The 19,802-nt window shown below is 68.6% G+C and carries 20 protein-coding genes and 8 pseudogenes; 24 read left to right on the plus strand and 4 right to left on the minus strand.

All coding sequences use genetic code 11. The features are described 5' to 3' along the window. Window positions 1-2 precede the first annotated feature (2 nt). From K0H76_RS05540 to K0H76_RS05620, 17 genes and pseudogenes are all read left to right on the plus strand, one after another. On the plus strand, window positions 3-524 hold the full coding sequence (locus K0H76_RS05540; protein WP_258934752.1) for an MFS transporter: 522 nt from the start codon (window positions 3-5) through the stop codon (window positions 522-524). Continuing rightward, the gene (locus tag K0H76_RS05545; protein WP_258935527.1) at window positions 500-706 is read left to right on the plus strand and encodes a hypothetical protein; all 207 of its coding nucleotides are present in this window, start codon (window positions 500-502) and stop codon (window positions 704-706) included. The genes K0H76_RS05540 and K0H76_RS05545 overlap by 25 nt, the downstream gene beginning before the upstream one ends. Then, window positions 703-1,206 carry an MFS transporter gene (locus K0H76_RS05550; protein ID WP_258934753.1) on the plus strand — a complete coding sequence of 168 codons (504 nt, stop codon included), beginning with the start codon at window positions 703-705 and terminating at the stop codon, window positions 1,204-1,206. The genes K0H76_RS05545 and K0H76_RS05550 overlap by 4 nt, the downstream gene beginning before the upstream one ends. Before the next feature lie 257 nt (window positions 1,207-1,463). Continuing rightward, window positions 1,464-1,700, plus strand: a complete 237-nt coding sequence (gene rpmB / locus K0H76_RS05555) for a 50S ribosomal protein L28 (RefSeq protein WP_146339871.1) — start codon at window positions 1,464-1,466, stop codon at window positions 1,698-1,700. Beyond that, on the plus strand, window positions 1,700-1,867 hold the full coding sequence (rpmG, locus tag K0H76_RS05560) for a 50S ribosomal protein L33 (protein ID WP_258934754.1): 168 nt from the start codon (window positions 1,700-1,702) through the stop codon (window positions 1,865-1,867). Before rpmB ends, rpmG begins: the two co-directional genes overlap by 1 nt. A gap of 2 nt (window positions 1,868-1,869) precedes the next feature. After that, window positions 1,870-2,173, plus strand: a pseudogene (gene rpsN / locus K0H76_RS05565) (30S ribosomal protein S14). 259 nt (window positions 2,174-2,432) lie between these two features. Next, a pseudogene (locus tag K0H76_RS05570) lies at window positions 2,433-2,715 on the plus strand (HU family DNA-binding protein). A 106-nt stretch (window positions 2,716-2,821) separates the two neighbouring features. Beyond that, window positions 2,822-3,037, plus strand: a complete 216-nt coding sequence (locus K0H76_RS05575) for a hypothetical protein (protein WP_146339865.1) — start codon at window positions 2,822-2,824, stop codon at window positions 3,035-3,037. Further along, window positions 3,021-3,449 carry a hypothetical protein gene (locus K0H76_RS05580; RefSeq protein WP_258934755.1) on the plus strand — a complete coding sequence of 143 codons (429 nt, stop codon included), beginning with the start codon at window positions 3,021-3,023 and terminating at the stop codon, window positions 3,447-3,449. The genes K0H76_RS05575 and K0H76_RS05580 overlap by 17 nt, the downstream gene beginning before the upstream one ends. After that, the gene (locus tag K0H76_RS05585) at window positions 3,400-3,831 is read left to right on the plus strand and encodes a hypothetical protein (protein ID WP_258934756.1); all 432 of its coding nucleotides are present in this window, start codon (window positions 3,400-3,402) and stop codon (window positions 3,829-3,831) included. Before K0H76_RS05580 ends, K0H76_RS05585 begins: the two co-directional genes overlap by 50 nt. Before the next feature lie 94 nt (window positions 3,832-3,925). Next, a complete protein-coding gene (locus tag K0H76_RS05590) occupies window positions 3,926-5,149 on the plus strand; it encodes a cytochrome c oxidase assembly protein (protein WP_258934757.1) in 1,224 nt (407 codons plus the stop codon). 63 nt (window positions 5,150-5,212) lie between these two features. After that, window positions 5,213-7,143: pseudogene (locus K0H76_RS05595) on the plus strand (NHL domain-containing thioredoxin family protein). 190 nt (window positions 7,144-7,333) lie between these two features. Then, the gene (locus K0H76_RS05600) at window positions 7,334-7,636 is read left to right on the plus strand and encodes a flavodoxin domain-containing protein (RefSeq protein ID WP_258934758.1); all 303 of its coding nucleotides are present in this window, start codon (window positions 7,334-7,336) and stop codon (window positions 7,634-7,636) included. An 88-nt stretch (window positions 7,637-7,724) separates the two neighbouring features. After that, window positions 7,725-10,056 (plus strand): annotated as a pseudogene (ligA, locus tag K0H76_RS05605) (NAD-dependent DNA ligase LigA). Further along, a complete protein-coding gene (locus tag K0H76_RS05610; protein WP_258934759.1) occupies window positions 10,053-10,910 on the plus strand; it encodes an inositol monophosphatase in 858 nt (285 codons plus the stop codon). The pseudogene ligA and the gene K0H76_RS05610 overlap by 4 nt, the downstream one beginning before the upstream one ends. Next, on the plus strand, window positions 10,907-11,200 hold the full coding sequence (locus K0H76_RS05615; protein ID WP_258934760.1) for a hypothetical protein: 294 nt from the start codon (window positions 10,907-10,909) through the stop codon (window positions 11,198-11,200). The genes K0H76_RS05610 and K0H76_RS05615 overlap by 4 nt, the downstream gene beginning before the upstream one ends. 210 nt (window positions 11,201-11,410) lie before the next feature. Beyond that, entirely contained in the window at window positions 11,411-11,677 is a 267-nt protein-coding gene (locus tag K0H76_RS05620; protein WP_258935341.1) for a fructosamine kinase family protein, read from the plus strand. Window positions 11,678-11,752: 75 nt separating this feature from the next. On the opposite strand, the gene K0H76_RS05625 is transcribed toward K0H76_RS05620, so the two are convergent. The 3 genes from K0H76_RS05625 to K0H76_RS05635 form a co-directional block, all read right to left on the minus strand. Beyond that, entirely contained in the window at window positions 11,753-12,808 is a 1,056-nt protein-coding gene (locus K0H76_RS05625; protein WP_258934761.1) for a hypothetical protein, read from the minus strand. A 193-nt stretch (window positions 12,809-13,001) separates the two neighbouring features. Beyond that, window positions 13,002-13,382 (minus strand): hypothetical protein, encoded by a 381-nt coding sequence (locus K0H76_RS05630; RefSeq protein WP_258935342.1) that lies wholly within the window; start codon window positions 13,380-13,382, stop codon window positions 13,002-13,004. A 318-nt stretch (window positions 13,383-13,700) separates the two neighbouring features. Beyond that, complete coding sequence (locus tag K0H76_RS05635; protein WP_258935343.1) at window positions 13,701-14,225, minus strand: hypothetical protein; 525 nt, start codon at window positions 14,223-14,225, stop codon at window positions 13,701-13,703. Between K0H76_RS05635 and K0H76_RS05640 the strand changes: the two genes are divergently transcribed. Continuing rightward, window positions 14,163-14,309, plus strand: a complete 147-nt coding sequence (locus K0H76_RS05640) for a hypothetical protein (protein ID WP_258935528.1) — start codon at window positions 14,163-14,165, stop codon at window positions 14,307-14,309. The genes K0H76_RS05635 and K0H76_RS05640 overlap by 63 nt on opposite strands. Window positions 14,310-14,344: 35 nt before the next feature. Here the strand turns inward: K0H76_RS05640 and K0H76_RS05645 are convergent. Beyond that, window positions 14,345-14,449: pseudogene (locus K0H76_RS05645) on the minus strand (hypothetical protein); the annotation flags it as partial. 90 nt (window positions 14,450-14,539) lie between these two features. Here K0H76_RS05645 and hemE point away from each other — a divergent pair. The 6 genes and pseudogenes from hemE to K0H76_RS05675 all read left to right on the plus strand — a co-directional run bounded on the left by hemE (window position 14,540) and on the right by K0H76_RS05675 (window position 19,802). Beyond that, a pseudogene (gene hemE / locus K0H76_RS05650) lies at window positions 14,540-15,623 on the plus strand (uroporphyrinogen decarboxylase). Then, on the plus strand, window positions 15,620-16,444 hold the full coding sequence (locus K0H76_RS05655) for an FAD-dependent oxidoreductase (protein ID WP_258934762.1): 825 nt from the start codon (window positions 15,620-15,622) through the stop codon (window positions 16,442-16,444). The pseudogene hemE and the gene K0H76_RS05655 overlap by 4 nt, the downstream one beginning before the upstream one ends. 209 nt (window positions 16,445-16,653) lie before the next feature. Further along, window positions 16,654-17,106, plus strand: coding sequence for an FAD-dependent oxidoreductase (locus tag K0H76_RS05660; RefSeq protein WP_258935344.1), 453 nt, complete (start codon window positions 16,654-16,656; stop codon window positions 17,104-17,106). Window positions 17,107-17,175: 69 nt separating this feature from the next. Then, window positions 17,176-17,947: pseudogene (locus tag K0H76_RS05665) on the plus strand (chlorite dismutase family protein). 34 nt (window positions 17,948-17,981) lie between these two features. Beyond that, window positions 17,982-19,013, plus strand: a pseudogene (gene hemC / locus K0H76_RS05670) (hydroxymethylbilane synthase). A 333-nt stretch (window positions 19,014-19,346) separates the two neighbouring features. Beyond that, window positions 19,347-19,802: a uroporphyrinogen-III synthase gene (locus tag K0H76_RS05675; protein ID WP_258934763.1), complete on the plus strand. Its 456-nt coding sequence runs from the start codon at window positions 19,347-19,349 to the stop codon at window positions 19,800-19,802.

Consider the following 19,802-nt stretch of genomic DNA (forward strand, 5'->3'; position numbering starts at 1 on the left):
CCGTGCGCCCTTCGCTGAGGGCGGTCCTCACCGGCCTGTGCATCACACAGATCACCGCGTGGGGCACGCTCTACTACGCCTTCCCCGTGCTCTCGGCGCGCATCGCAGAGGACACCGGATGGACTGTGGCGCAGACGACCGCCGCATACTCCGCCGGGCTCGTCGTGTCGGCTCTGCTGGGGATCCCCGCAGGCAGGCTGCTGGACCGGCGCGGACCGCGCCTTGTGATGACTGCGGGCTCCGTCGCGGGAACCGCTGCTCTGGTCATCATCGCCGCGGCCCCCAACTACCCCGTCTTCGTGGTCGGCTGGCTGCTCGCCGGGGTCGGCATGGCAGGCACTCTCTATCCTCCGGCGTTTGCGGCCGTGACGAGGTGGTACGGACATCGGCGGGTGTTCGCCCTGACCGTCATCACGCTCATCGGCGGGCTGGCCTCCACGGTCTTCGCTCCGGTGACGGAGGCGCTCGCGGAAGCCTTCCCTGGCAGCACGTCTATCTGGTGCTCGCCGGAATCTACGCCCTGATCACCCTGCCGCTGCACGCCGTCGTCCTGAACCGCGCGTGGCCCTCGGACCAGAGCGCATCATCGGCCGAGGGAGCGGACGAGACCGACCAGCAGTACGCGCGGGCCGTGATGCGCTCCCCGTCGTACGTGCTGATGACCGTCGGCATGACGCTGGGGCGCTGTCGATGTTCGCGGCGATGATCAATCTCGTGCCCATGCTCATCGACCGAGGGGTCTCCTCGACGCTCGCCGCGTGGGTGCTGGGGCTGGGAGGCGCCTACCAGGTGCTGGGGCGGCTGTTCTACTGGGCGATGGAGCGAGGCATGAGCGTGCGCGCCCGGACCGTGCTGATCTACGGCGTCACGGCAGTGGCCACGGGGCTTCTTGCCCTCGATGCCTCGAATGCGGTGTGGCTGGTGATCGTCTCAGTCGGGGCAGGCGTGGGTCGGGGGCTGTCCACCCTGCTGAAGGCGACGGCTGTGACGGATCGCTGGGGGCCGCGGGCCTACGGACGGCTCTCCGGGGTGTTCAACGCCCCGGTCATGCTGGCCATCGCGGTCGCGCCCGCCGCCGGTGCGTGGGGAGCTCAGCTGCTGGGAAGCTGGGAGCTGATGTACGTGGTGCTGGCTGCGGTGGGCGCTGCGGCCGTGGCGTCGCTGGCGCTCAGCGTGCCCCGCCCTCCTCGTGAGGGCGGCGCGTAGCGGCTTTGCAGCCGGTCGGCTTCCCGCGTAGTATGAGTCGTTGTCCGCTTGGCTGTGCTGTGCCCCTTCGCGGGGTTCAGCGCCCGGAAAGCAGCTCAGGCGCCAAAATTTTGCACCGTCCGCGTGGTCTCCGCGCGTCCGCAGGCAGCTTCGGTTGGATCTCACCCAGCCTGGTCGCTCGTACCGGTGCCAGTGAAGCGGTTCGCACCGCGGACCGAAAAACAGCATCTACGTACTCATCAGCTCAAGGAGTGATCATGGCAGCACGTTGCCAGGTGACGGGAGTGGTGCCGCAGTTCGGCAACCAGATCTCGCACTCGCACCGCCGCACCAAGCGCCGGTTCGACCCGAATATCCAGAAGAAGACCTACTGGGTCCCCTCCCTCGGACGGAAGGTGACTCTGAACATCTCCACCAAGGGGATCAAGACCATCGACGTGCGCGGGATCGACGCCGTCGTCGCCGACCTGCTTGCGAAGGGTGAGAAGCTCTAATGGCAAAGGACAAGGACGTACGTCCGATCATCAAGCTGAAGTCGACGGTAGGCACAGGGTTCACCTACGTGACCCGCAAAAACCGCCGCAACAACCCTGACCGCATTGTGCTCAAGAAGTATGACCCGGTCGTCCGCAAGCACGTCGACTTCCGAGAGGAGCGCTGATCATGGCCAAGAAGTCCAAGATCGCAAAGAACGAACAGCGCAAGGTCATCGTTGAGCGCTATGCCGAGAAGCGCGCCCAGCTGAAGAAGACCCTGATTGACCCCAACGCCTCCGACGAAGAGCGTGAGGCCGCACGCGTGGGTCTGCAGAAGCTTCCCGCGACTCAAGCCCCGTCCGCGTCCGCGACCGCGACAGCATCGACGGCCGCCCCGCGGCACGTTCCGGAAGTTCGGCATCAGCCGCATCCGCTTCCGCAACATGGCTCACAACGGCGAGCTCCCCGGCATCACCAAGTCCTCCTGGTGACCGCTTAGGCGAGCAGCCGTTCAGAAGGGATCCTCCCGAGGGAGGGTCCCTTCTTCTTTGCCCTGAAAGTGTCGGAATCACTCAGCTCGGAGCGGAAAAGCCCGCCGAATCGCCGCACCAGCGCGTTTCGGGCTTGCAGGCTCAGGCGGTGGTGGTAAGTTGCCGTTCTGACAGCCCGCTGGGCCGAGATCCGCGGAATCATGCGGAATTCGGCGGTCCACAGGACCTATTGAGGAACAAGTCCAGGAGGACAATCACCATGGCACTTAACCGCAGCGAGCTCGTCGCCGCCGTCGCTGAGAAGTCCGGCAACTCCCAGGCCGCCGTCAACGGTGTGCTCGACGCCGTCTTCGAGGTCTTCTCCGAAGAGGTCTCCAACGGCTCCAAGGTCTCCGTCCCCGGCTGGCTGTCCGTGGAGCGCACTGAGCGCGCCGCCCGCACCGGCCGCAACCCCAGACCGGTGAGAGCATCGAGATCCCGGCCGGATACTCCGTCAAGCTCTCCATGGCTCCAAGCTGAAGGCTGCCGCCTCCGGCAAGTGATCCGCCCGAGCGTGCCCCTCAGCCGTGCTGAGGAGGGTGCAGAAGAGCCCGTGACGTGAAGATCGTCACGGGCTCTTCTGCGTCCGGGGCCGGTAGAATTCTCACCATGCACCTCGCAGCTCTTCACGCCTCCGCGGCAGCGAACGCACAGCCGGACAGCCCCACGTGGGCGCCCATCCTCTTCGCTGCGGGTGCATTCGCGTTCATGGTGGTCGTGCTGCTGACCATGTGGAAGAAGATTCGGACCAACGAGCAGTGGCACCAGGCCGAAGAGGACACCGAGGGGAACGACCACGGCACCGGACATGACCGCGAGGACTGAGCCGAAGCTCTGGGCAGCCCCGCTGCCCCTCACCGCGGCGGCCCTCTGCCTCGGCCTGCTCGTCCTTGCTGCGACCGGAATGCTCACAGGCCTCGGCGAGGCCTACCGCATCCAGGACCCCGGTGCCGCTACGCGCTGGGGTCTTCCCATCGCGCGGTACGTCCACCACATCGCAATGGCCGCGGCAGTCTCCGCAGCCCTCCTCGCCGCCGTGGCCGTGCCGCCTCGCACCGGGCCCCGCAGCCGCCAGCAGCGCAGATCCCGCGGCCCGGAGGGCGCCGGAGCACCCGCTCTACTCCAGAACTCTGCAGATAGCGACCGTCGCCTCGATCGTCTGGACGGTCGCGGCGATCGCGGTGCTCGTGCTCTCCTTCTCCTCGCTGGTAAGCATGGCCGTCACCGCCGAGGATGAGTTCTCCGCAGGCTTCTTCGACTACGCCACCAACATCGCCACCGGCCAGGCGTGGCTGGGCATCGTCATCCTGGCGGGGCTCTTCTCCACACTGGTCACGGCGGTGCGCCAACCGGCAGGCCTGGGCTTCGTCGCACTGCTGGGACTGTGCGCTCTGATCCCCATGGCGATGGTGGGCCACTCGGCCTCCGGCGATGATCACATCGCCGCGGTGAACTCGCTGCTGCTGCACCTTGTGGGTGTGGTGATCTGGGTCGGGGAGTCGTGGTCCTCGCGCTGCTGGCTCCTGAGCTGCGCAGAAGCGCCCTCACGCTGTCCGCCCGGGATCAGGGCGGTGCCGAGCTGCTGGGCACTGTCCTGCGCCGGTACTCGGGGCTGGTAAGCATCGCTCTGGTGCTGGTGGCGGTCTCCGGGGTCATCAACGCCGATCTGCGCGTCTTCGGGCTGGCGGACCTCTTCAGCACCCCTACGGCCTGATGCTGGTGGCCAAGACGGTGCTCACCCTCGCTCTTGCGCTCATCGGCTGGGCCCACAGGTCCTGGATCATCCCGCGGCTGGCCGGGGACTCCCGAGGAGCGGGTGCCGGCGGAAGCGGGCAGCCTGTCACCTCCTACGGCACCAGCCGCCTGCTGTGGCAGCTCATCCTCGTCGAGGTCGCCCTGATGGCCGCGGTCGTGGCCGTCTCTGCAGTGCTGGGCCGCACCTCCCCGCCGGTGCCCGAGGAGCTGCCGGACGACGCCTCAGCGGCTCGCACGCTGACCGGCTACGACCTGCCTCCGGAGCCCGGACTGGCCGAGTACTTCACCCTGTGGCGCATCGACTGGCTCTGGACCGCCGTCGTTCTGCTCCTCGCCGTCTGGTATGTGCGGGCCTTCCTGCGCGTGCGCCGACGCGGCATCGCCTGGCCTGTGATGCGGACCGTGTCCTGGCTGACAGGCTTGGGGGTGCTGCTCTGGGTCACCTCCGGAGGGCCCGCGGTGTACGGAATGGTGCTGTTCTCCGGGCACATGATCCAGCACATGACGCTGACCATGGTGGTGCCCATCTTCCTGGTCCTCGGCTCACCGGTGACGCTTGCGATGCGTGCGCTGACCTCCCGCACGGACGGCTCCCGCGGCCCCAGGGAATGGATCCTGTGGCTCGTGCACTCGCGGTGGTCCCGGTTCGTGACGCACCCGATCGTCGCCTGCGTGAACTTCGCTTACTCCATCATCGTCTTCTACTACACGCCGATCTTCGGCTTCGCCCTCGAATACCACCTGGGGCACGTCCTGATGGTGGCGCACTTCCTGATCACCGGGTACATCTTCGCGCTCGTCCTCATCGGGCGGGACCCGCTGCCCCAGCGGCCGCCCCACTTCGTCCGGGTCATCATTCTGCTGGCCACCATGGTGTTCCACGCGTTCTTCGCCATCGCCCTGATGCAGGCCGAGCAGCTCATCGAGGCCAGCTGGTTCGGCAATATGGGCCACGGCTGGTTCCCCGCCATCCAGGACCAGCACAACGGCGCGGAGCTGATGTGGGGACTGGGTGAGATTCCTGCCGTGGTCCTGGGCGTCATCGCCTGCATCCAATGGGCCAAGGACGACACCCGCGAAATGAAGCGCGTCGACCGGGAGGCCGACCGCACGGGCGACGCCGACCTTGAGGCGTACAACCGAGTCTTCGAAGAGATGGCCGAGCACGACGCGCGCCGATGAGGAATGCGCACCGCACCACCGGAGTTGGGAACGACTATGACTGAGACTGCAGCAGAGCGCACCATGCCGCGCACCCGTATCCGCGCCTCGGAGCTGGTCGGCCGAGGCTGGCTGAACACCGGCGGGGAGCAGGTCTCCCTGGAGGACCTGCGTGGGAAGATCGTCATCCTCGACTTCTGGACCTTCTGCTGCATCAACTGCCTCCACGTCCTCGACGAGCTGCGGCCGCTGGAGGAGGCCTTCCACGACGTCCTCGTCACGGTCGGCGTGCACTCGCCCAAGTTCGAGCATGAGGCTGACCCCGACGCGCTCGCCGCCGCGGTGGAGCGCTACGAGATCGAGCACCCGGTGCTCGACGACCCCGAGCTGACCACCTGGCAGGCCTACTCGGCGCGCGCATGGCCCACCCTCGTCGTCATCGACCCCGAGGGCTACATCGCCGCGAACCTCGCGGGCGAGGGCCACGTGGCCGGTCTGACGTCCCTGGTGGAGGAGCTGGTCGCCGAGCACGAGGCCAAGGGCACCCTGCACCGGGGACAGGGGTCTATGTGCCCCCGAGCCGGTTTCGCGCACCCTCCGCTTCCCGAGCAAGGCGGTGGAGTCCCCGGGGGCGAGGGACGCTTCCTGGTCGCGGACACCGGCCACCACAGAATCGTCGAGCTCGAGGATGATCTCCAGACCGTGGTTCGAGCCTGGGGCTCGGGCGAGCGCGGCCACCTGGACGGACCTGCCGAGAGTGCCCGCCTGAACGAGCCTCAGGGGCTTGCCGTACTGCCCGCCGCGGTGGCGGAGCAGGTCGGATACGACGTGCTGGTCGCCGACACCGTCAACCATCGTCTGCGAGCCCTGAGCACAGCCACCGGTGAGATCCTCACGCTGGTAAACGGCGGTGTGCAGCGTCTGATCGACGGCGACCGGGCCAAGGAGAACCAGGCTGAGTCGGTCGGCCCGCTGGTTTACGGCGAGACGGGCACTGCCCCGGCGCACGTGTCGCTGTCCTCACCCTGGGACGTGGTGTGGTCCGAGAAGCTCCAGCGAGTGGTCGTCGCGATGGCGGGCACCCATCAGATCTTCACCTACGAGCCGATCTCCGGCGAGCTGTCCTCTGGGCGGGCACCGGTCTGGAGGGCCTGACGGACGGCGCCCCCGAGGAGGCCTGGTTCGCCCAGACCTCCGGGCTGGCGGTCGATGCCGCGGGCGACATCTGGCTCGCGGACTCCGAGACCTCCAGCCTGCGGGTGATGCGCGCGGCAGCCAGCCCCGATGAACCCATCACCGAGACGCTGGTGGGGAGGGGCTCTTCGACTTCGGCTTCCGCGACGGGGATCCCTCGCAGGCGCGCCTGCAGCACCCTCGGAGTCACCGCCCTGCCGGATGGGTCCGTGCTGATCGCAGACACGTACAACGGTGCCATCAGGCGCTACGCCCCGGCCCGCACCGCCGCCGATGGTCAGCAGCTGCCCGCAGAGGTCTCCACGGTGGCGCGGGGCCTGAAGGAGCCCAGCGACGTGATGGTCGACGCTGACGGGACGAGCCTGCTGGTTGTCGAGACGAATGCCCACCAGCTGGTGCGGGTGGCCGTGCCGGAGCACTACCTCACGGTCGATGAGGGGCTGCGCAGACTCAGCGGCCCGCGACGCAGGTCGCAGCCAGCGAGTTCGACCTCCAGATCGGGTTCAGCGCGCCGGCGGGACAGAAGCTGGATGACCGGTGGGGGACCCCACGCAGCTGAAGATCTCATCGACGCCGCCTGAGCTCATCACCGACGGCGGCGGCAATTCGGAGGGCTCCGCCGCACGCTGCGGCTGAACCCGGAGGTCGTCGAAGGCGTCCTGCACATCACAGCGCGCGCCGCCGCATGCGACGGCGCGCCCGGCGAGGACATCCCGATGCATGCCGCCTGCCACCTGTACCAGCAGGACTGGGGCATCCCCGTCGTCCTGGGCGAAGGCGGGGAGTCGCACCTGGAGCTTGACCTGCGCGGAGTCAAGTGAGCCGGGCGCGCCCGCGTCGATTAGGCTGGGTTCAGCACCCGGACCCGGCGAAAGGCTGAGAAGACGATGACGACTATGGTCGTGGTGGCGAGCAAGCATGGCTCGACGGCTGAGATCGGCGAGCGCATCGCCTCGACGCTTTCTGCCCGGGCGTGGCCGCCCACGTGAAGGACGTGGGCGAGGCCGGAGCGTGGCTCTACGAGTCCGACAACGTGATCGTCGGCTTCCCCGTGTACCGGCAGAAGTTCCTCAGCGAGGGCCGCTGTTCCTGGACGCGCATCGGACGGAGCTGCAGGGCAAGCCTCTGTTCATCTTCGCGGTGGGCGGCGGTCCGCGGCTCGCCCCGGAGCTCACTGCCGAGCTGCGCCGCTTTCCCACGCGGGAGGTGACCTACTTCCGCGGCGCGATCACCGAGGAGACCCTGTCGTTCTTCGAGAAGCTCCAGCTGAAGGTGGCCAAGCAGCCCTCCGACGCGGATTATCGGGATTGGTAAGCGATCGAGGAGTGGGCAGACGGCCTGCTCGCCTACGGAGTCGCATAGGCCTGGCTGCTCCCGCGCGCCGTCGGGGTGAAGCACTAGAATGACCCGGGTGACTGAAGAGCACGGCGACGCCGAACAGCCTCCCGGCCAGGACCTGCGTGAGGAGTACGCCCAGCTCACCGAGCAGGTCAGCGCCCACCAGGTGGCCTACCACGTCGAGGATGCACCGCAGATCCCGGACGCCGACTACGACGAGCTCGTCCATCGGCTCCGCCAGCTTGAGGCTGAGCATCCTGAGCTGATCTCCGCGGACTCGCCCACCCAGCAGGTGGGCGGTGCGCCGTCCTCAGCGTTCGCTCCGGTGCAGCACCTGCAGAGGATGTACTCCCTGGAGGACCTGTTCTCGCTGGAGGAGCTTCGGGTCTGGTACGACCGGGCCGTGGCGTCGCTGGCTCGCATGCGTCCGGACGAGCAGCCTCGCTGGCTGGCGGAGGTCAAGATCGATGGCTTGGCCGTCAGCCTGGTGTACCGCCGCGGGGAGCTGGTGCGCGCCGCCACCCGCGGTGACGGAACAACGGGTGAGGACGTCACCCACAATGTGCTCACCATCGACGACATCCCGCAGCGGCTCACGGGCGAGGGGCACCCTGAGGAACTCGAGGTCCGCGGGGAGATCTTCATGCCCACCCAGGAGTTCGCCGCCCTGAACGAAAAGCTTCGGGAGGCCTCCGAGAAGGAGTTCGCCAACCCCGCAACGCCGCCGCAGGCTCGCTGCGGCAGAAGGATCCCGCCAAGACGGCCGAACGGCCCCTGTCGATGTTCGTCCACGGCCTGGGCGCCCGCTCAGGCCTCTCCCTGGACAGTCAGCATGAGGCCTACGACCAGCTCGCCGAGTGGGGCCTCCCTGTCTCGCCCTACACGAAGGTCCTTGAGACCTTCGAGGAGCTCGAGGCATACCTCCACGAGCACGAGGCCAACCGGCACAGCCTGCTCCACGAGATCGACGGCGTCGTGATCAAAGTCGACGGGTTCGAGGGTCAGCGGGCACTGGGGCACACCTCTCGGGTGCCGCGCTGGGCGGCGGCGTACAAGTACCCGCCGGAGGAGGCGTCCACGGAGCTGCTGGACATCCGAGTGCACGTGGGCCGGACGGGCAGGGTGACTCCGTTCGCCATGCTCGAGCCGGTGAAGGTGGTTACTCCACCGTGGAGAAGGCCACGCTGCACAACCAGGAGGTCGTGAAGCTCAAGGATGTCCGCATCGGTGATCGGGTCACCGTCCGCAAAGCTGGCGACGTCATCCCTGAGGTCCTGGGTCCCGTGCTTAGGCCGAGCGTGAGCGCCGCGAGGCGCAGGGTCTGCTGCGCGAGTTCGTGTTCCCGGAGCTCTGCCCTGCCTGCGGCGCTTCGCTGGCGCCTACCAAAGAGGGCGACGTGGACTACCGGTGCCCCAATGCCGAGACGTGTCCTGCGCAGCTGGCTGAGCGGGTCATCCACGTCGGCTCCGCGGCGCACTGGACATCGAGGCCCTGGGCGAGGAGTCGGGACTTGCGCTGACCAACCCGGATCCTGAGGATGTGCGTCCCCGGCGCAGCTGATCCACCGGGAGAAGACGGCGGAGTCCGGAGCTCCGGTGGAGTTCGACGATGAGGGTGAGCCTCTGCCGCAGACTCCGGTGCTGCGCAATGAGGCTGGCCTCTTCGACCTGACCCCGGAGGCTCTGAAGGGGTCTACCGGTGGCGTGAGGTGCTGGAGAAGTCCTCGCAGAGCGGGAAGTTCGAGCCGACGGGGCGCTACGCCCCGGTGCTCTACTTCTGGACGAAGCCGCAGTACGGAGGGAGCGGTGAGGTCAGTCAGCCCTCCAAGCCCCGCGAGAACACCAACACCCTGTTCAGCGAGCTCCAGAAGGCCAAGGAGCAGCCCCTGTGGAGGGTCCTGGTGGCCCTCTCCATCCGGCACGTGGGGCCCACGGCGTCGCGGGCTCTTGCCAACGCCTACGGTTCGATGGAGAAGATCCGCGCTGCCAGCCAGGAGGAGCTGGCAGGGATCGACGGTGTGGGCCCGATCATCGCCTCCTCCATTCGCGACTGGTTCGACGTGGACTGGCACTGCCGCCTGGTCGACGCCTGGGCCGCCGCGGGGGTGCGGATGGAGGATGAGATCGACGAGTCCATGCCTCGCACCCTCGAGGGCTCACCGTCGTGGTGACCGGCTCGCTCGAGCGGTTCTCCCGGGACGAGTCCAAGGAGGCGATCCTCGCCCGAGGGGCCGCGCCTCAGGCTCGGTGTCGAAGAAGACCCACTATGTGGTGGTAAGCGGCTCCGCCGGTTCGAAGCTTGCCAAGGCGGAGCAGCTGGGTGTGCCCGTCCTGGATGAGGACCAATTTGAGATTCTGCTGAAGCAGGGTCCCCAAGGACTGGAGGAAAGCGCATGAGCACTGACCTGAGCACGCTGAACGAGCTGCTGAAGATCGCAGGCGAGGCCGCCCGTGCTGGAGCGGATGTGCTCGCCGGGCGGGCACAGACAGCTCCGGCGGGAATTCCTCTCACCGCGGAGAACTCCGGCCTGGAGATCAAGACCTCAGCGGCCGACTTCGTGACGGACTTCGACAAGAAGGCCGAGGACGCTGTGCGGAATGTGATCACCTCCTACCGGCCCCATGACGTCATCTCGGGCGAGGAGTACGGCACCACCGAGGTGGCGGACCCGTCCGGCTACCGCTGGTCCATCGACCCGCTCGACGGGACCACCAACTTTGTCCGCGGCATCGCCTACTACGGCACCTCCGTGGGGCTTCAGGCGCCTGACGGGGCGTGGATCGTCGGGGTCGTGGACGCCCCCGCCCTGCAGAAGATGTGGTGGGCCTCCGCAGGTCAGGGCGCCTGGACGGCGTCCTACACCTCCGAGCCGGTGCGCATGCACGGCCCCAGCGGGGAGCTGTCGGCGGGTCTGCTGGCCAGCGGCTTCGCATACGACGCGGAGCGGCGCGAGGAGCAGGCCGCAGCGGTGACGGACATGCTGGCCCAGTTCGGCAATATGCGTCGGCTGGGTGCGGCCGCCCTGGACATCTGCATGGTCGCAGAAGGGACCATGGACGCCTACGCGGAGTACGGCATTCAGGAGCACGACTGGGCTGCGGCCGCCGTGATCGCCGAGGAGGCGGGCACGCCCATGCGACGGCCGCCCATGTCAACGGCAATGAGCACCCGGACTGGACGATCGCCGGGAACCTGGGCGTTCCTCATGACCGCCTGCGTCCGCGCCCCGAAGGTCTCTGATCCGGCATGAGCTTCACCAAGAGCGCTGAGCCGCCTGAGGCCGCACATGTGGAGGCAGCCGGCCTGCGCTGGCTGAAGGAGGCGGAGGCCCAGGGCGGGCCCCGCATCGCGGAGGTGATCGCAGCGGAGCACGGCCGCCTGGTCATAGAGACCGTTTCGGCGGACGGGCCCTCCTCACAGGCTGCCGCAGCGTTCGGGCAGGCGCTGGCCCGCATGCATGGGTCCCTGTTAGCGGAGGCCGAATTCGGCGAGCTTCCGACGGAGCACCCGGGGCGTGCCTCCGCTGTTCGGTCCGGCTGACGCCCTGTTCGAAGTGGGTGCCGATGCGTACGAATCCTGGGGCGTCTTCCACGCCAGGGAGCGGCTCGATCCGGTGCTGGAGCGGCTGAGCGCCAGCATCAGCATGGAGGACGCTGCCTTTCTGGCCAAGGCGCGGAACCGGATCGCCTCAGGCGAGCTGGACTTCGAGGAGCCTCACGGATTCATGGTGACCTGTGGGCTGGAAACGTCATCTGGAGCGCAGAGGGAGTCGTACTCATCGACCCCGCCGCGCATGCGGGACACCGGGAGGCGGACCTCGCGATGCTGTCGCTGTTCGGGCTTCCGCACCTGGACACGGTGCTCGAGTCCTACCAGGATGCCTGGCCGCTCACCGACGGCTGGCAGGAGCGGGTCCCCGCGCACCAGCTGTTCTACCTGGCCACGCATTGGCTGCTGTTCGGCGGGAGCTACGGCCCGTCGACCGTGGAGGCGGCTCGGAGAACCGTGGAGCTCTGACAGACGCAGAGAGCGGGACCGGCCATTGGGACCGGTCCCGCTCTCTGCGTCTGCTCTATCAGGCGTGCGTGCGAATCAGTCGATCTGGTCGGTCGGTGCCTGGTAGCGGAGGATGGCAGCGACGTTGTCCGTCACGCTGGCCCCCACCAGGGCGGCCGAGGCGTCCACACTGGCCGCTGCGGCCAGCAGAGTGTCCTCGTTCTCGGCCGGTGCGTCGTAGCGCAGCAGGATGGTGTCGACTGCTCCCAGCTGCACGGCCTTCATGATCTCGTCGTATCCTTCGACGGCCTGACCGTTGCCCTTGTTCTCCTTGTAGCGCTCCGTGACCTCACGGGCACGCTCCAGGGTGATCTCACGGGCCATGCGGCCGAGGCTCTCGTACAGCGAGTTCTCAACGCCCTCATCCGCGGAGTCCGACGGGATGCCGCCTCCAGCTTCGACCTCGCGGGCGATGGACTGAAGGTCGTTCGGGAGCTCATCCAGCAGGAGCTTGCGGCCTTGGACCTCGCCTACCACGACGACGACGTCGGGGTTCCAGGCCGAGGCGGCCTTGGCGACCCGCTCGGTGATGTCGCGGATGTTCAGCGCGGCTGCCTCTTCGGCCCGCTGCTGCATTCTGCGGTGGTGCTCAGCACCCTCGCGGGGCTTGTTGACGCTCTCGGTGGCTGAGCCCTCGACCTGCGTCTCGGGAGCGGCGGCAAGGACTTCCTCGGAGGTGAAGACCTCGCGGCGAAGCACTGCCTTCTCCTGGTCGGTGATGACGACCAGTGCGCGCACGGAGCGGGCCCGCTGGCGGATGTAGTCGCCCAGGGCGGCGGGTTCGCCGAGGATGGCGTAGTCGCCGCCGTCGCGGGTGGAGTCGAAGTCCCGCTCCAGCAGCAGGCCGTCGCGGTTGGCGACCAGCACACGGCCTTCGGTCTGAACGGCCGTGATGTTCTCGGTCATGATGGCGTCGTCGAGGGCCTCGATCGCCTCGTCATGGGCGCCGGCATCCTCGAGCTGTCCGCGCAGCGAGTCCCAGCGCAGGCGCACCTCGTGCTCGGCCTCTGCGGATGCGGGCTGAGCCTGCAGGTAGACGGTGGCGAAGGGGCCTTCGGCCTCGTAGATGCCGCGAATCTCGGAGAGCTGCATGCGATCCACCTTTCGTTGTGACGTATGTGAACTGTGGGGAACGCTAGGAGACCGAGGTCGGCACCGGGTGAAAGAATCCTGGATGCTTGCTGGATGCAGAGGCCGGTGTGAGGAAGCTCGCGGACGCCGGCGGCTGGGGCGCCCGGAAGACCAGGGCCCAGCGGGTCAGGCTGTGCGGCGCAGCAGGCCGAGCTCAGGCAGGCGGTCCACGGAGAACTCTCCGGGCCTGTGGAATCGGCAGAAGCCGCCCTCGGGGACCTGCTGCAGGTAGGAGGCCATCTGGGCGAGCTCGGCCGCGGAGAAGTCCTCCACGCGGCGACGCCTGGCGGGCGCTGTGCGCTGGGACTCCTCCGGGGTCCACCGCGAGGCCGAAGAGTGCTTCGAGGGCGGCGACGTATTCGTTCGTCCGCCCCTCGGAGGCCAGCTCGCGGGCGCGCACTGTGGGGGTGTGCAGGAGCTTCCGCACGATCCGTCGGGCGGCGAACTCCACCTCTTCGGCGGCGGCCGTGCAGCCGTGCTGCTTGCGCACCTTCTCCATCTCGTCGTCGAAGAGGGACTGTGTGTGCTTGCGCAGAGCGACGATGGCCTGGTCTGCGGTGCGCTCCTGCGGGCGGCGAGGTACTGCTGCACCGAGTCCGCCACCACCGCACGGGCCTGCTCCACCGAGGCGGAGGTCTCGTCGGGGGCTGCGAGCTTCACCGACTCCAGGGTGACGAGCTCCACTCCGGGCAGCTCGGCCACGTCCGGGGTGAAGTCGTGCGAGAGGGCAAGGTCGATGACGATCAGCGGGGGCGGCCCTCGGCCTGGCGGCGCTCCAGCTGAGCCAGGCTGCGGATCTCGCCTGCCGTGATCCGTCGGTTTCCGCCGGACGCTCCGATGACGACGTCAGCGCTTACCAGGGTGGGGCCAGCTCGTGCATCTGCAGGTGACGGGCGGAGCCTCCTCGGGCGGCAAGGTGCACCGCGCGCTCCGCGAGGAAGGCCTCGGCCCGTCCGGAGCCGGAGAACACGGAGATGTCCTGGACGCCGCGCTCGGCGAGCTGGGCCAGCGTCGTCCCTGCGTAGGCGCCGGTGCCGATGAGCAGTGCGTTGGCGCCGGGATAGAACGCGTCCGATCCGCCGCGGATGTCCCCGGCGATGTCCAGTGCCACGGAGACGATGGAGCGGCCGCGCGCTCCGAGCGCCGTGCGGGCGCCCACGTCCTTGGCCGTGCGGGTGGCGGTTTCGAAGAGCTTGGTCAGATTGGCCGAGACCGTGCCGGCCTCCTGCGCCTCCGTCAGTGAGCGCCTGACCTGCCCGGCGATCTCACGCTCCCCGATGACGGCGGAGTCGAGGCCCGCTCCCACTTCGAAGAGGTGGCTGACGGCGTCGTCGTCCACGAGCACTTTGAAGCTTCGGGCGACGGTCTCCGTGTCCAGCTGGGAGGACTCCGCGACCGCCTCGATGAGGGTGCGGCAGGATGCGTCGATGCCTTCGGGGTGTCCGACTGGGACTCCGCGTAGATCTCAAGACGATTGCACGTGGCCAGGGTGACGGCAGGCAGAGATACAGAAGCGGCGACATCGGCCGCTCCTGACGAGAGGGTTCCGACGGTCTCGAGGTCGAGGTCGGAGTGGGTTGCGACAAGTGAGAACAGAACCACGGCGTCCTACAGTCTAACTCCTCGATCTCCCGGGGCACTTCAGGGGCGCACGCGCGCCGGGGGCCAGCGTGCACTGGCAGAATGGGCGCCATGACTCTGACCGGCCTCCCTGAGAACCACCCGCTCGCCTCCGGTGCCACCGCAGACTCCCGCTCCTCAACCAGTACCGCGGCGGTCGCAGCGCAGCCGGTGAGACGGCGGCTCCGCATCGCCGCCCGGTGTGGTTCATGCGGCAGGCGGGACGTTCGCTCCCGGAGTACCGCAGGCTCCGCGAGAACACCACCATGCTGGGTGCGTGCCTCGACCCTGAGATGGCCTCAGAGATTACGATGCAGCCGGTCCGGCGGCACGACGTCGACGCGGCGATCTTCTTCTCCGACATCGTGATCCCGCTGCGCCTGGCAGGCATCGACGTGGAGATCCAGCCGGGCGTGGGCCCTGTCCTGGGGAGCCCGGTGCGCACAGCCGCAGATGTGGCGAAGCTGCCGGAGCTGGATGAGGACGCGTTCGCTCCCATCGTCGAGGCCGTGCAGCTCACCACAGCCCAGCTGGGCTCCACTCCGCTGATCGGATTCGCAGGGGCCCCGTTCACCCTCGCCGCCTACATGGTGGAGGGCCCTCACGGGACCACCTGGGGCCGCGCACCATGATGCACGCCGACCCGGACACCTGGAGGGCGCTCGCCGAGTGGGCTGCAGCCGCCTCCGGCGCGTTCCTGCGCGCCCAGGTGAAGGCCGGAGCCTCCGCGGCTCAGCTCTTCGACTCCTGGGCAGGCTCGCTGGGCCGAGCCGACTACGCCGAACATGTCATGCCGCATTCGACGGCTGCCCTCTCGCAGGTCAGGGACCTGGGTGTGCCCCTGGTGCACTTCGGCACCGGCACCGGCGAGATCCTGGATCTGATGAAGGAGGCGGGAGCTGACGTGGTCGGCGTGGACTATCGCCTGAACCTGGCGGAGGCCACTCGTCGCCTCGGGGCCCAGACCCCGCTGCAGGGGAACATCGACCCGGCGCTGCTGACGGCGCCCTGGGAGGTCCTCGAGGCCCATGTGCGTGCGGTCGCCGAAGCAGGGTCCGGCGCAGCCGGGCACGTGCTGAACCTGGGGCACGGTGTGCCTCCCGAGACTGACCCCGAGGTCCTCACCCGCGTCGTAGAGCTGATCCACTCCCTGTGACCGTCGCCGTCGTCGGGGGCGGGGTCGCCGGAATGGTGGCCGCCTGGGAGCTTGCGCGCACCTCCGAGCGCGACGTCGTGATCTTCGAAGCATCTGACCGGCTGGGCGGGGCTCTGGCGCCTCTGCGGTTCGGCTCCGTGACCCTGGACGCCGGGGCCGAGGCGTTCGCCACCCGCGGGCCCGAGGTGCGGGACTTCGTCGAGCAGCTCGGCCTGGAGAGCCTGCTGACCGACCCCCACCCCGTCGGCGCGTGGCTGCAGCTCCCGCACGCCGCCGGGCCTCTGCCGCTCGCCGGAATCCTCGGCATCCCCGCGGATCCTGAGGCTGAGGATGTGCGTGCCCTCATCGGAGACGCAGCCGCCGAGCGTGCGGCGCAGGACCTGCACGCACCGATGAGGTGGACCGCACAGGACCGCCCCTCGGTCGGAGCCGTGGTGAGGGATCGCATGGGCGATGCGCTCGCCGACACCCTGGTGGCCCCCATCACTGCTGGGGTCTACTCCGCGGGCCCGGACGCCCTGGATCTGAGGACGGTCGCACCCGGGCTGTTCGAGACGATGCTCACGGAGGGCTCGCTGGCGCGTGCCGTGGGCGCGCAGAAGGGGCGGCAGGAGGCTGCGGCGAAGGCCGGGTCCGCTGTGCAGTCCCTCAGGGAGGGCTCTGGGGCCTGGTCGACGTGCTGGAGCGGCAGCTGCTCGCCGCAGGGGTCAGGATCGAGCGCGGTCGGCGCATCGAGGATCTTGCTGAGATCTCCGACTGCGAAGACATCGTCATCGCCCTCGACGCACCGGAGGCCTCGGACCTGCTGTCGAGGGCGCTGAGCTTCCCTCCCCTGCCGTCCGCGTTCGGCGGCCTCGGCACGACGATCCCGCGGTCCAGCGGAAGCGGACTCCCTCCGTGGCTCATCGATGACGCTACGCGAGGAGTCGCCCTGGTCACGCTGCTGCTGAACGCGCCTCAGCTCGATGCCAGGCCCCGCGGCACAGGCATGCTCGTCTCGCCCAAGGCGGAGGGCATCACGGCGAAGGCCATGACGCACATCTCCGCCAAGTGGGGGTGGGCGAAGGAGGAGCTCGACGCGCAGCTCGGAGCTGGTCATCACGCCGTGCGACTGTCCTACGGCCGCATCGAGGATCCGCACGGCCCCGGTCGGGGCTCCTCCGACGAGGAGCTGATCGCACTGGCGCGACGGGACGTGGTGACCCTCTTCGGCCAGGATCTTGTGGGAGGCCCGATCTCTGGGGAGCAGATCCTTGATGCCCGAGTGGCGCGATGGCAGAGGGCGCTGCCGGGCACAAGCGCCGTCCAGGCGGCCCGGCTCCGTGAGGTGCAGGCCGCGCTGCGGCGCAGCGGCAGGATGTCCGGGAGCGGCCGTCCTCGGCTGCATCTGGCGGGAACGTGGTTTGCCGGAACAGGCCTGGCGCGCGTCGTCCCTCACGCGCGTAGAGTGGCGACGGACATCGCGCGGATCTCTTCTACGTGACGTAGAAGAGCCGCTAGAATGACGAATTGCGAATAACTCAGAAAAGCCTGTGCCGAAGGAGGCGCCCCTATGAGCTACGGACGCAATGCGCAGCGGACTCCCGAAGAGGTCAACTCGTCCGGCAAGGATTGGTTCACGCTCTATGCCGTGTTCAAGCGCGCCTCCTGGCGCGGCTCCCTGGCAGGGCAGGGACGGCTGCCGTCTCAGCTCCTGCCCCGGAAGAAGCACGTCAAGGAGTTCGACGCGGAGGTCGGCTCCTTTGCGGGCAAGGGATTGGGCCGCGACGAGGACGCTGTGGAGCTTCAGGGCGTCTACGACGTCTCCGGGATGCGCGCCGACGCGGACGTGATGGTCTGGCTGGTGGGGCACAAGGCGGAGAACATCCAGGCCGCCCTGCGCGCTCTGCACCGAACCCACCTGCTCGCGCGCACCGAGATCGCGTTCTCGGCGATGGGCGTGCACCGCACTGCCGAGTTCGCTCGCGGCCATGTGCTTAACCTTCGCGCGCGGCGTCGAGGCTGAGGAGTGGCTGTGCGTCTACCCGTTCAACCGCTCATACGACTGGTATCTCATGGACCCGGCCAAGCGCGGCGCGCTGCTGCGTGAGCACGGCGAGCTGGGCCAGGAGTTCCCCTCTGTCCTGGCGAACACCACGAGCGCCTTCGCCCTCAACGACTGGGAGTGGCTCCTGGCGCTCGAGGCCCCGGAGCTTCGCGATCTGGTGGACATGATGCGCTTACTCCGGGAGTCGGAGACCCGCTATCACGTGCGCGACGAGACCCCGTTCTACACCGGGCGTCGGCTGGGCTCCGCTGCAGAGCTGCTGGAGGTGCTCCGGTGATCATCCTGCTCGCTGCGTCTTCCGAAGGGGCCGCATGAGCCCCAGCGGTGCCGCACTGCGCGTGGGAACCCGCGCGTCGAGGCTTGCCCTGAAGCAGACGGGCACGACCGCTGACGCACTGTCGGATCTGGCCGGTCAGGAGTACGAGCTCGTCACCATCAGGTCCGAGGGCGATGTGCTCACCGGTCCGCTCTCGCAGATGGGCGGGACCGGAGTCTTCGCGACGGCCCTGCGGCAGGCCCTCTTCGATGAGCGCGTCGACGTGGCCGTCCACTCCATGAAGGACCTCCCGTCCAAGGACCTCGAGGGCCTCTCCATCGCGGCGGTTCCGGTGCGCGAAGAGGTGCGCGACGCCCTGTGCGCAGCAGAGGGCATGATGCTGGAGGAGCTTCCCGAGGGCGCGACGATCGGGACCGGCTCCCCGCGCCGGGCTGCGCAGCTCCGGGCCGCGCGTCCGGACCTGAATGTGGTGGACATCCGAGGCAATGTGGGCACCCGGCTTGCACGGGTCCGCGGCTTCGAAGAGGCGGCGGAGGCGTCCTCGCAGGCTCCCGATGCTGCACGCGGCGACCTGGATGCCGTGGTGCTGGCTTAGCGCCGGTCTGGGCCGACTCGGCCTGGAGGACTACATCTCTGAGCTCATCGACCCGGAGGTCATGACCCCGCGCCAGGGCAGGGCGCCCTGGCTGTGGAGGTGCGGGCCCCTGATGCCGGCGGCATGACTGGTCTGAGCATGGCGCTGGCGCAGCTGGAGGACATCCCGTCGCGCCTGGAGGTCACAGCGGAGCGGGCTCTGCTCGCCCGGCTGAACGCTGGGTGCTCCGCCCCTATTGGTGGGCTGAGCCGCTGCGTCGATGAGCCTGACGGTGGGGTGCGCCTGCGCCTGGACACTGTGGTCTGCGCACCGGACGGCTCGGACGTCCAGCGCGCGGGTGAGGAGATCACCATGGAGGCGGGGCTGACCCGGGAGGCCGGGATGGACGCCGCTGCGAAGCTCGGCACGCGCGTCGCAGAGACGCTCCTCGCCGAGGACAGAGGCCTGCTGAAGCACGTCATCGACACCTGAGGAGCAGCGCATGGGTGATGCGGCGCCGCACGCTGCGGACATTCTGCAGAGACGACATGTCGACGAGGCTTACTGATGGGCAGTCTCCGGATCGTCCTGACGCGACCGGCGTCCGGTGCTGGGCCGTTGGAGGACGGGCTCGAACAGGCGGGCCTCGTGCCTACCCACCTGCCGCTCACGCGCCAAGCGCCCCTGAGGACGGGAGTCGGCTCACCGAGGGCATCGATCGCCTGGCCGCGGCGAATGTGACTGGCTGCTGCTGACCTCAGGCAATACTGTTCGGTTCCTCCTCGAGGCCGGGTGGGCGGGCGCCGTCCCCGGGCACCCGAGTGGGTGCGGTGGGTCCCGGCACTGCCCAGGCGCTGGCCCGGCTCACGGAGATCGACCGCCCATGGGTGCCCGCGCTCCACAGCGCACAAGGAATCCTCGACGAGTTCGGGCAGGCTAGGCGCAGCGAATCGGATCTTCCTTCCGCAGTCGGCCCAGGCCCGGCCGCTGCTTGCGGATGGTCTTCTGAGCATGGGCTGGCAGGTTGTCTCGGCCCCCGCCTACGAGACGGTCCCCGTACAGGGACCTCTGCCCTGGCGGCCCGAAGCCGAGGACGTCGTTCTGGTCACGGCCTCATCGGCGGCTCACGAGTGGGTCCGCCGTGGTCTCAGCGCCCGGGCGGTCCTGGCTATCGGTGAGCCCACCGCCCGGAGTCTGCGCGAGCTGGGCGCACCGGCGGATGCTGTTCTCGCAGAGCCGACCGCCGCAGGCGTGCTCGCGGCGGTCGAATCGTTAGGCTGA

This window comes from Nesterenkonia pannonica, assembly GCF_019575955.1.
Classification (GTDB): domain Bacteria; phylum Actinomycetota; class Actinomycetes; order Actinomycetales; family Micrococcaceae; genus Nesterenkonia; species Nesterenkonia pannonica.

Excerpts from the sequence above, each read along its gene's own strand:
- K0H76_RS05575 (WP_146339865.1), top strand. The coding sequence starts at position 2,822 with ATGCACCTCGCAGCTCTTCACGCCTCCGCGGCAGCGAACGCACAGCCG.
- K0H76_RS05660 (WP_258935344.1), top strand. The coding sequence starts at position 16,654 with ATGACGCACATCTCCGCCAAGTGGGGGTGGGCGAAGGAGGAGCTCGAC.
- K0H76_RS05610 (WP_258934759.1), top strand. The coding sequence starts at position 10,053 with ATGAGCACTGACCTGAGCACGCTGAACGAGCTGCTGAAGATCGCAGGC.
- K0H76_RS05625 (WP_258934761.1), bottom strand. The coding sequence starts at position 12,808 with ATGCAGCTCTCCGAGATTCGCGGCATCTACGAGGCCGAAGGCCCCTTC.
- rpmG (WP_258934754.1), top strand. The coding sequence starts at position 1,700 with ATGGCAAAGGACAAGGACGTACGTCCGATCATCAAGCTGAAGTCGACG.
- K0H76_RS05590 (WP_258934757.1), top strand. The coding sequence starts at position 3,926 with ATGCTGGTGGCCAAGACGGTGCTCACCCTCGCTCTTGCGCTCATCGGC.
- K0H76_RS05550 (WP_258934753.1), top strand. The coding sequence starts at position 703 with ATGATCAATCTCGTGCCCATGCTCATCGACCGAGGGGTCTCCTCGACG.
- rpmB (WP_146339871.1), top strand. The coding sequence starts at position 1,464 with ATGGCAGCACGTTGCCAGGTGACGGGAGTGGTGCCGCAGTTCGGCAAC.
- K0H76_RS05580 (WP_258934755.1), top strand. The coding sequence starts at position 3,021 with ATGACCGCGAGGACTGAGCCGAAGCTCTGGGCAGCCCCGCTGCCCCTC.
- K0H76_RS05615 (WP_258934760.1), top strand. The coding sequence starts at position 10,907 with ATGAGCTTCACCAAGAGCGCTGAGCCGCCTGAGGCCGCACATGTGGAG.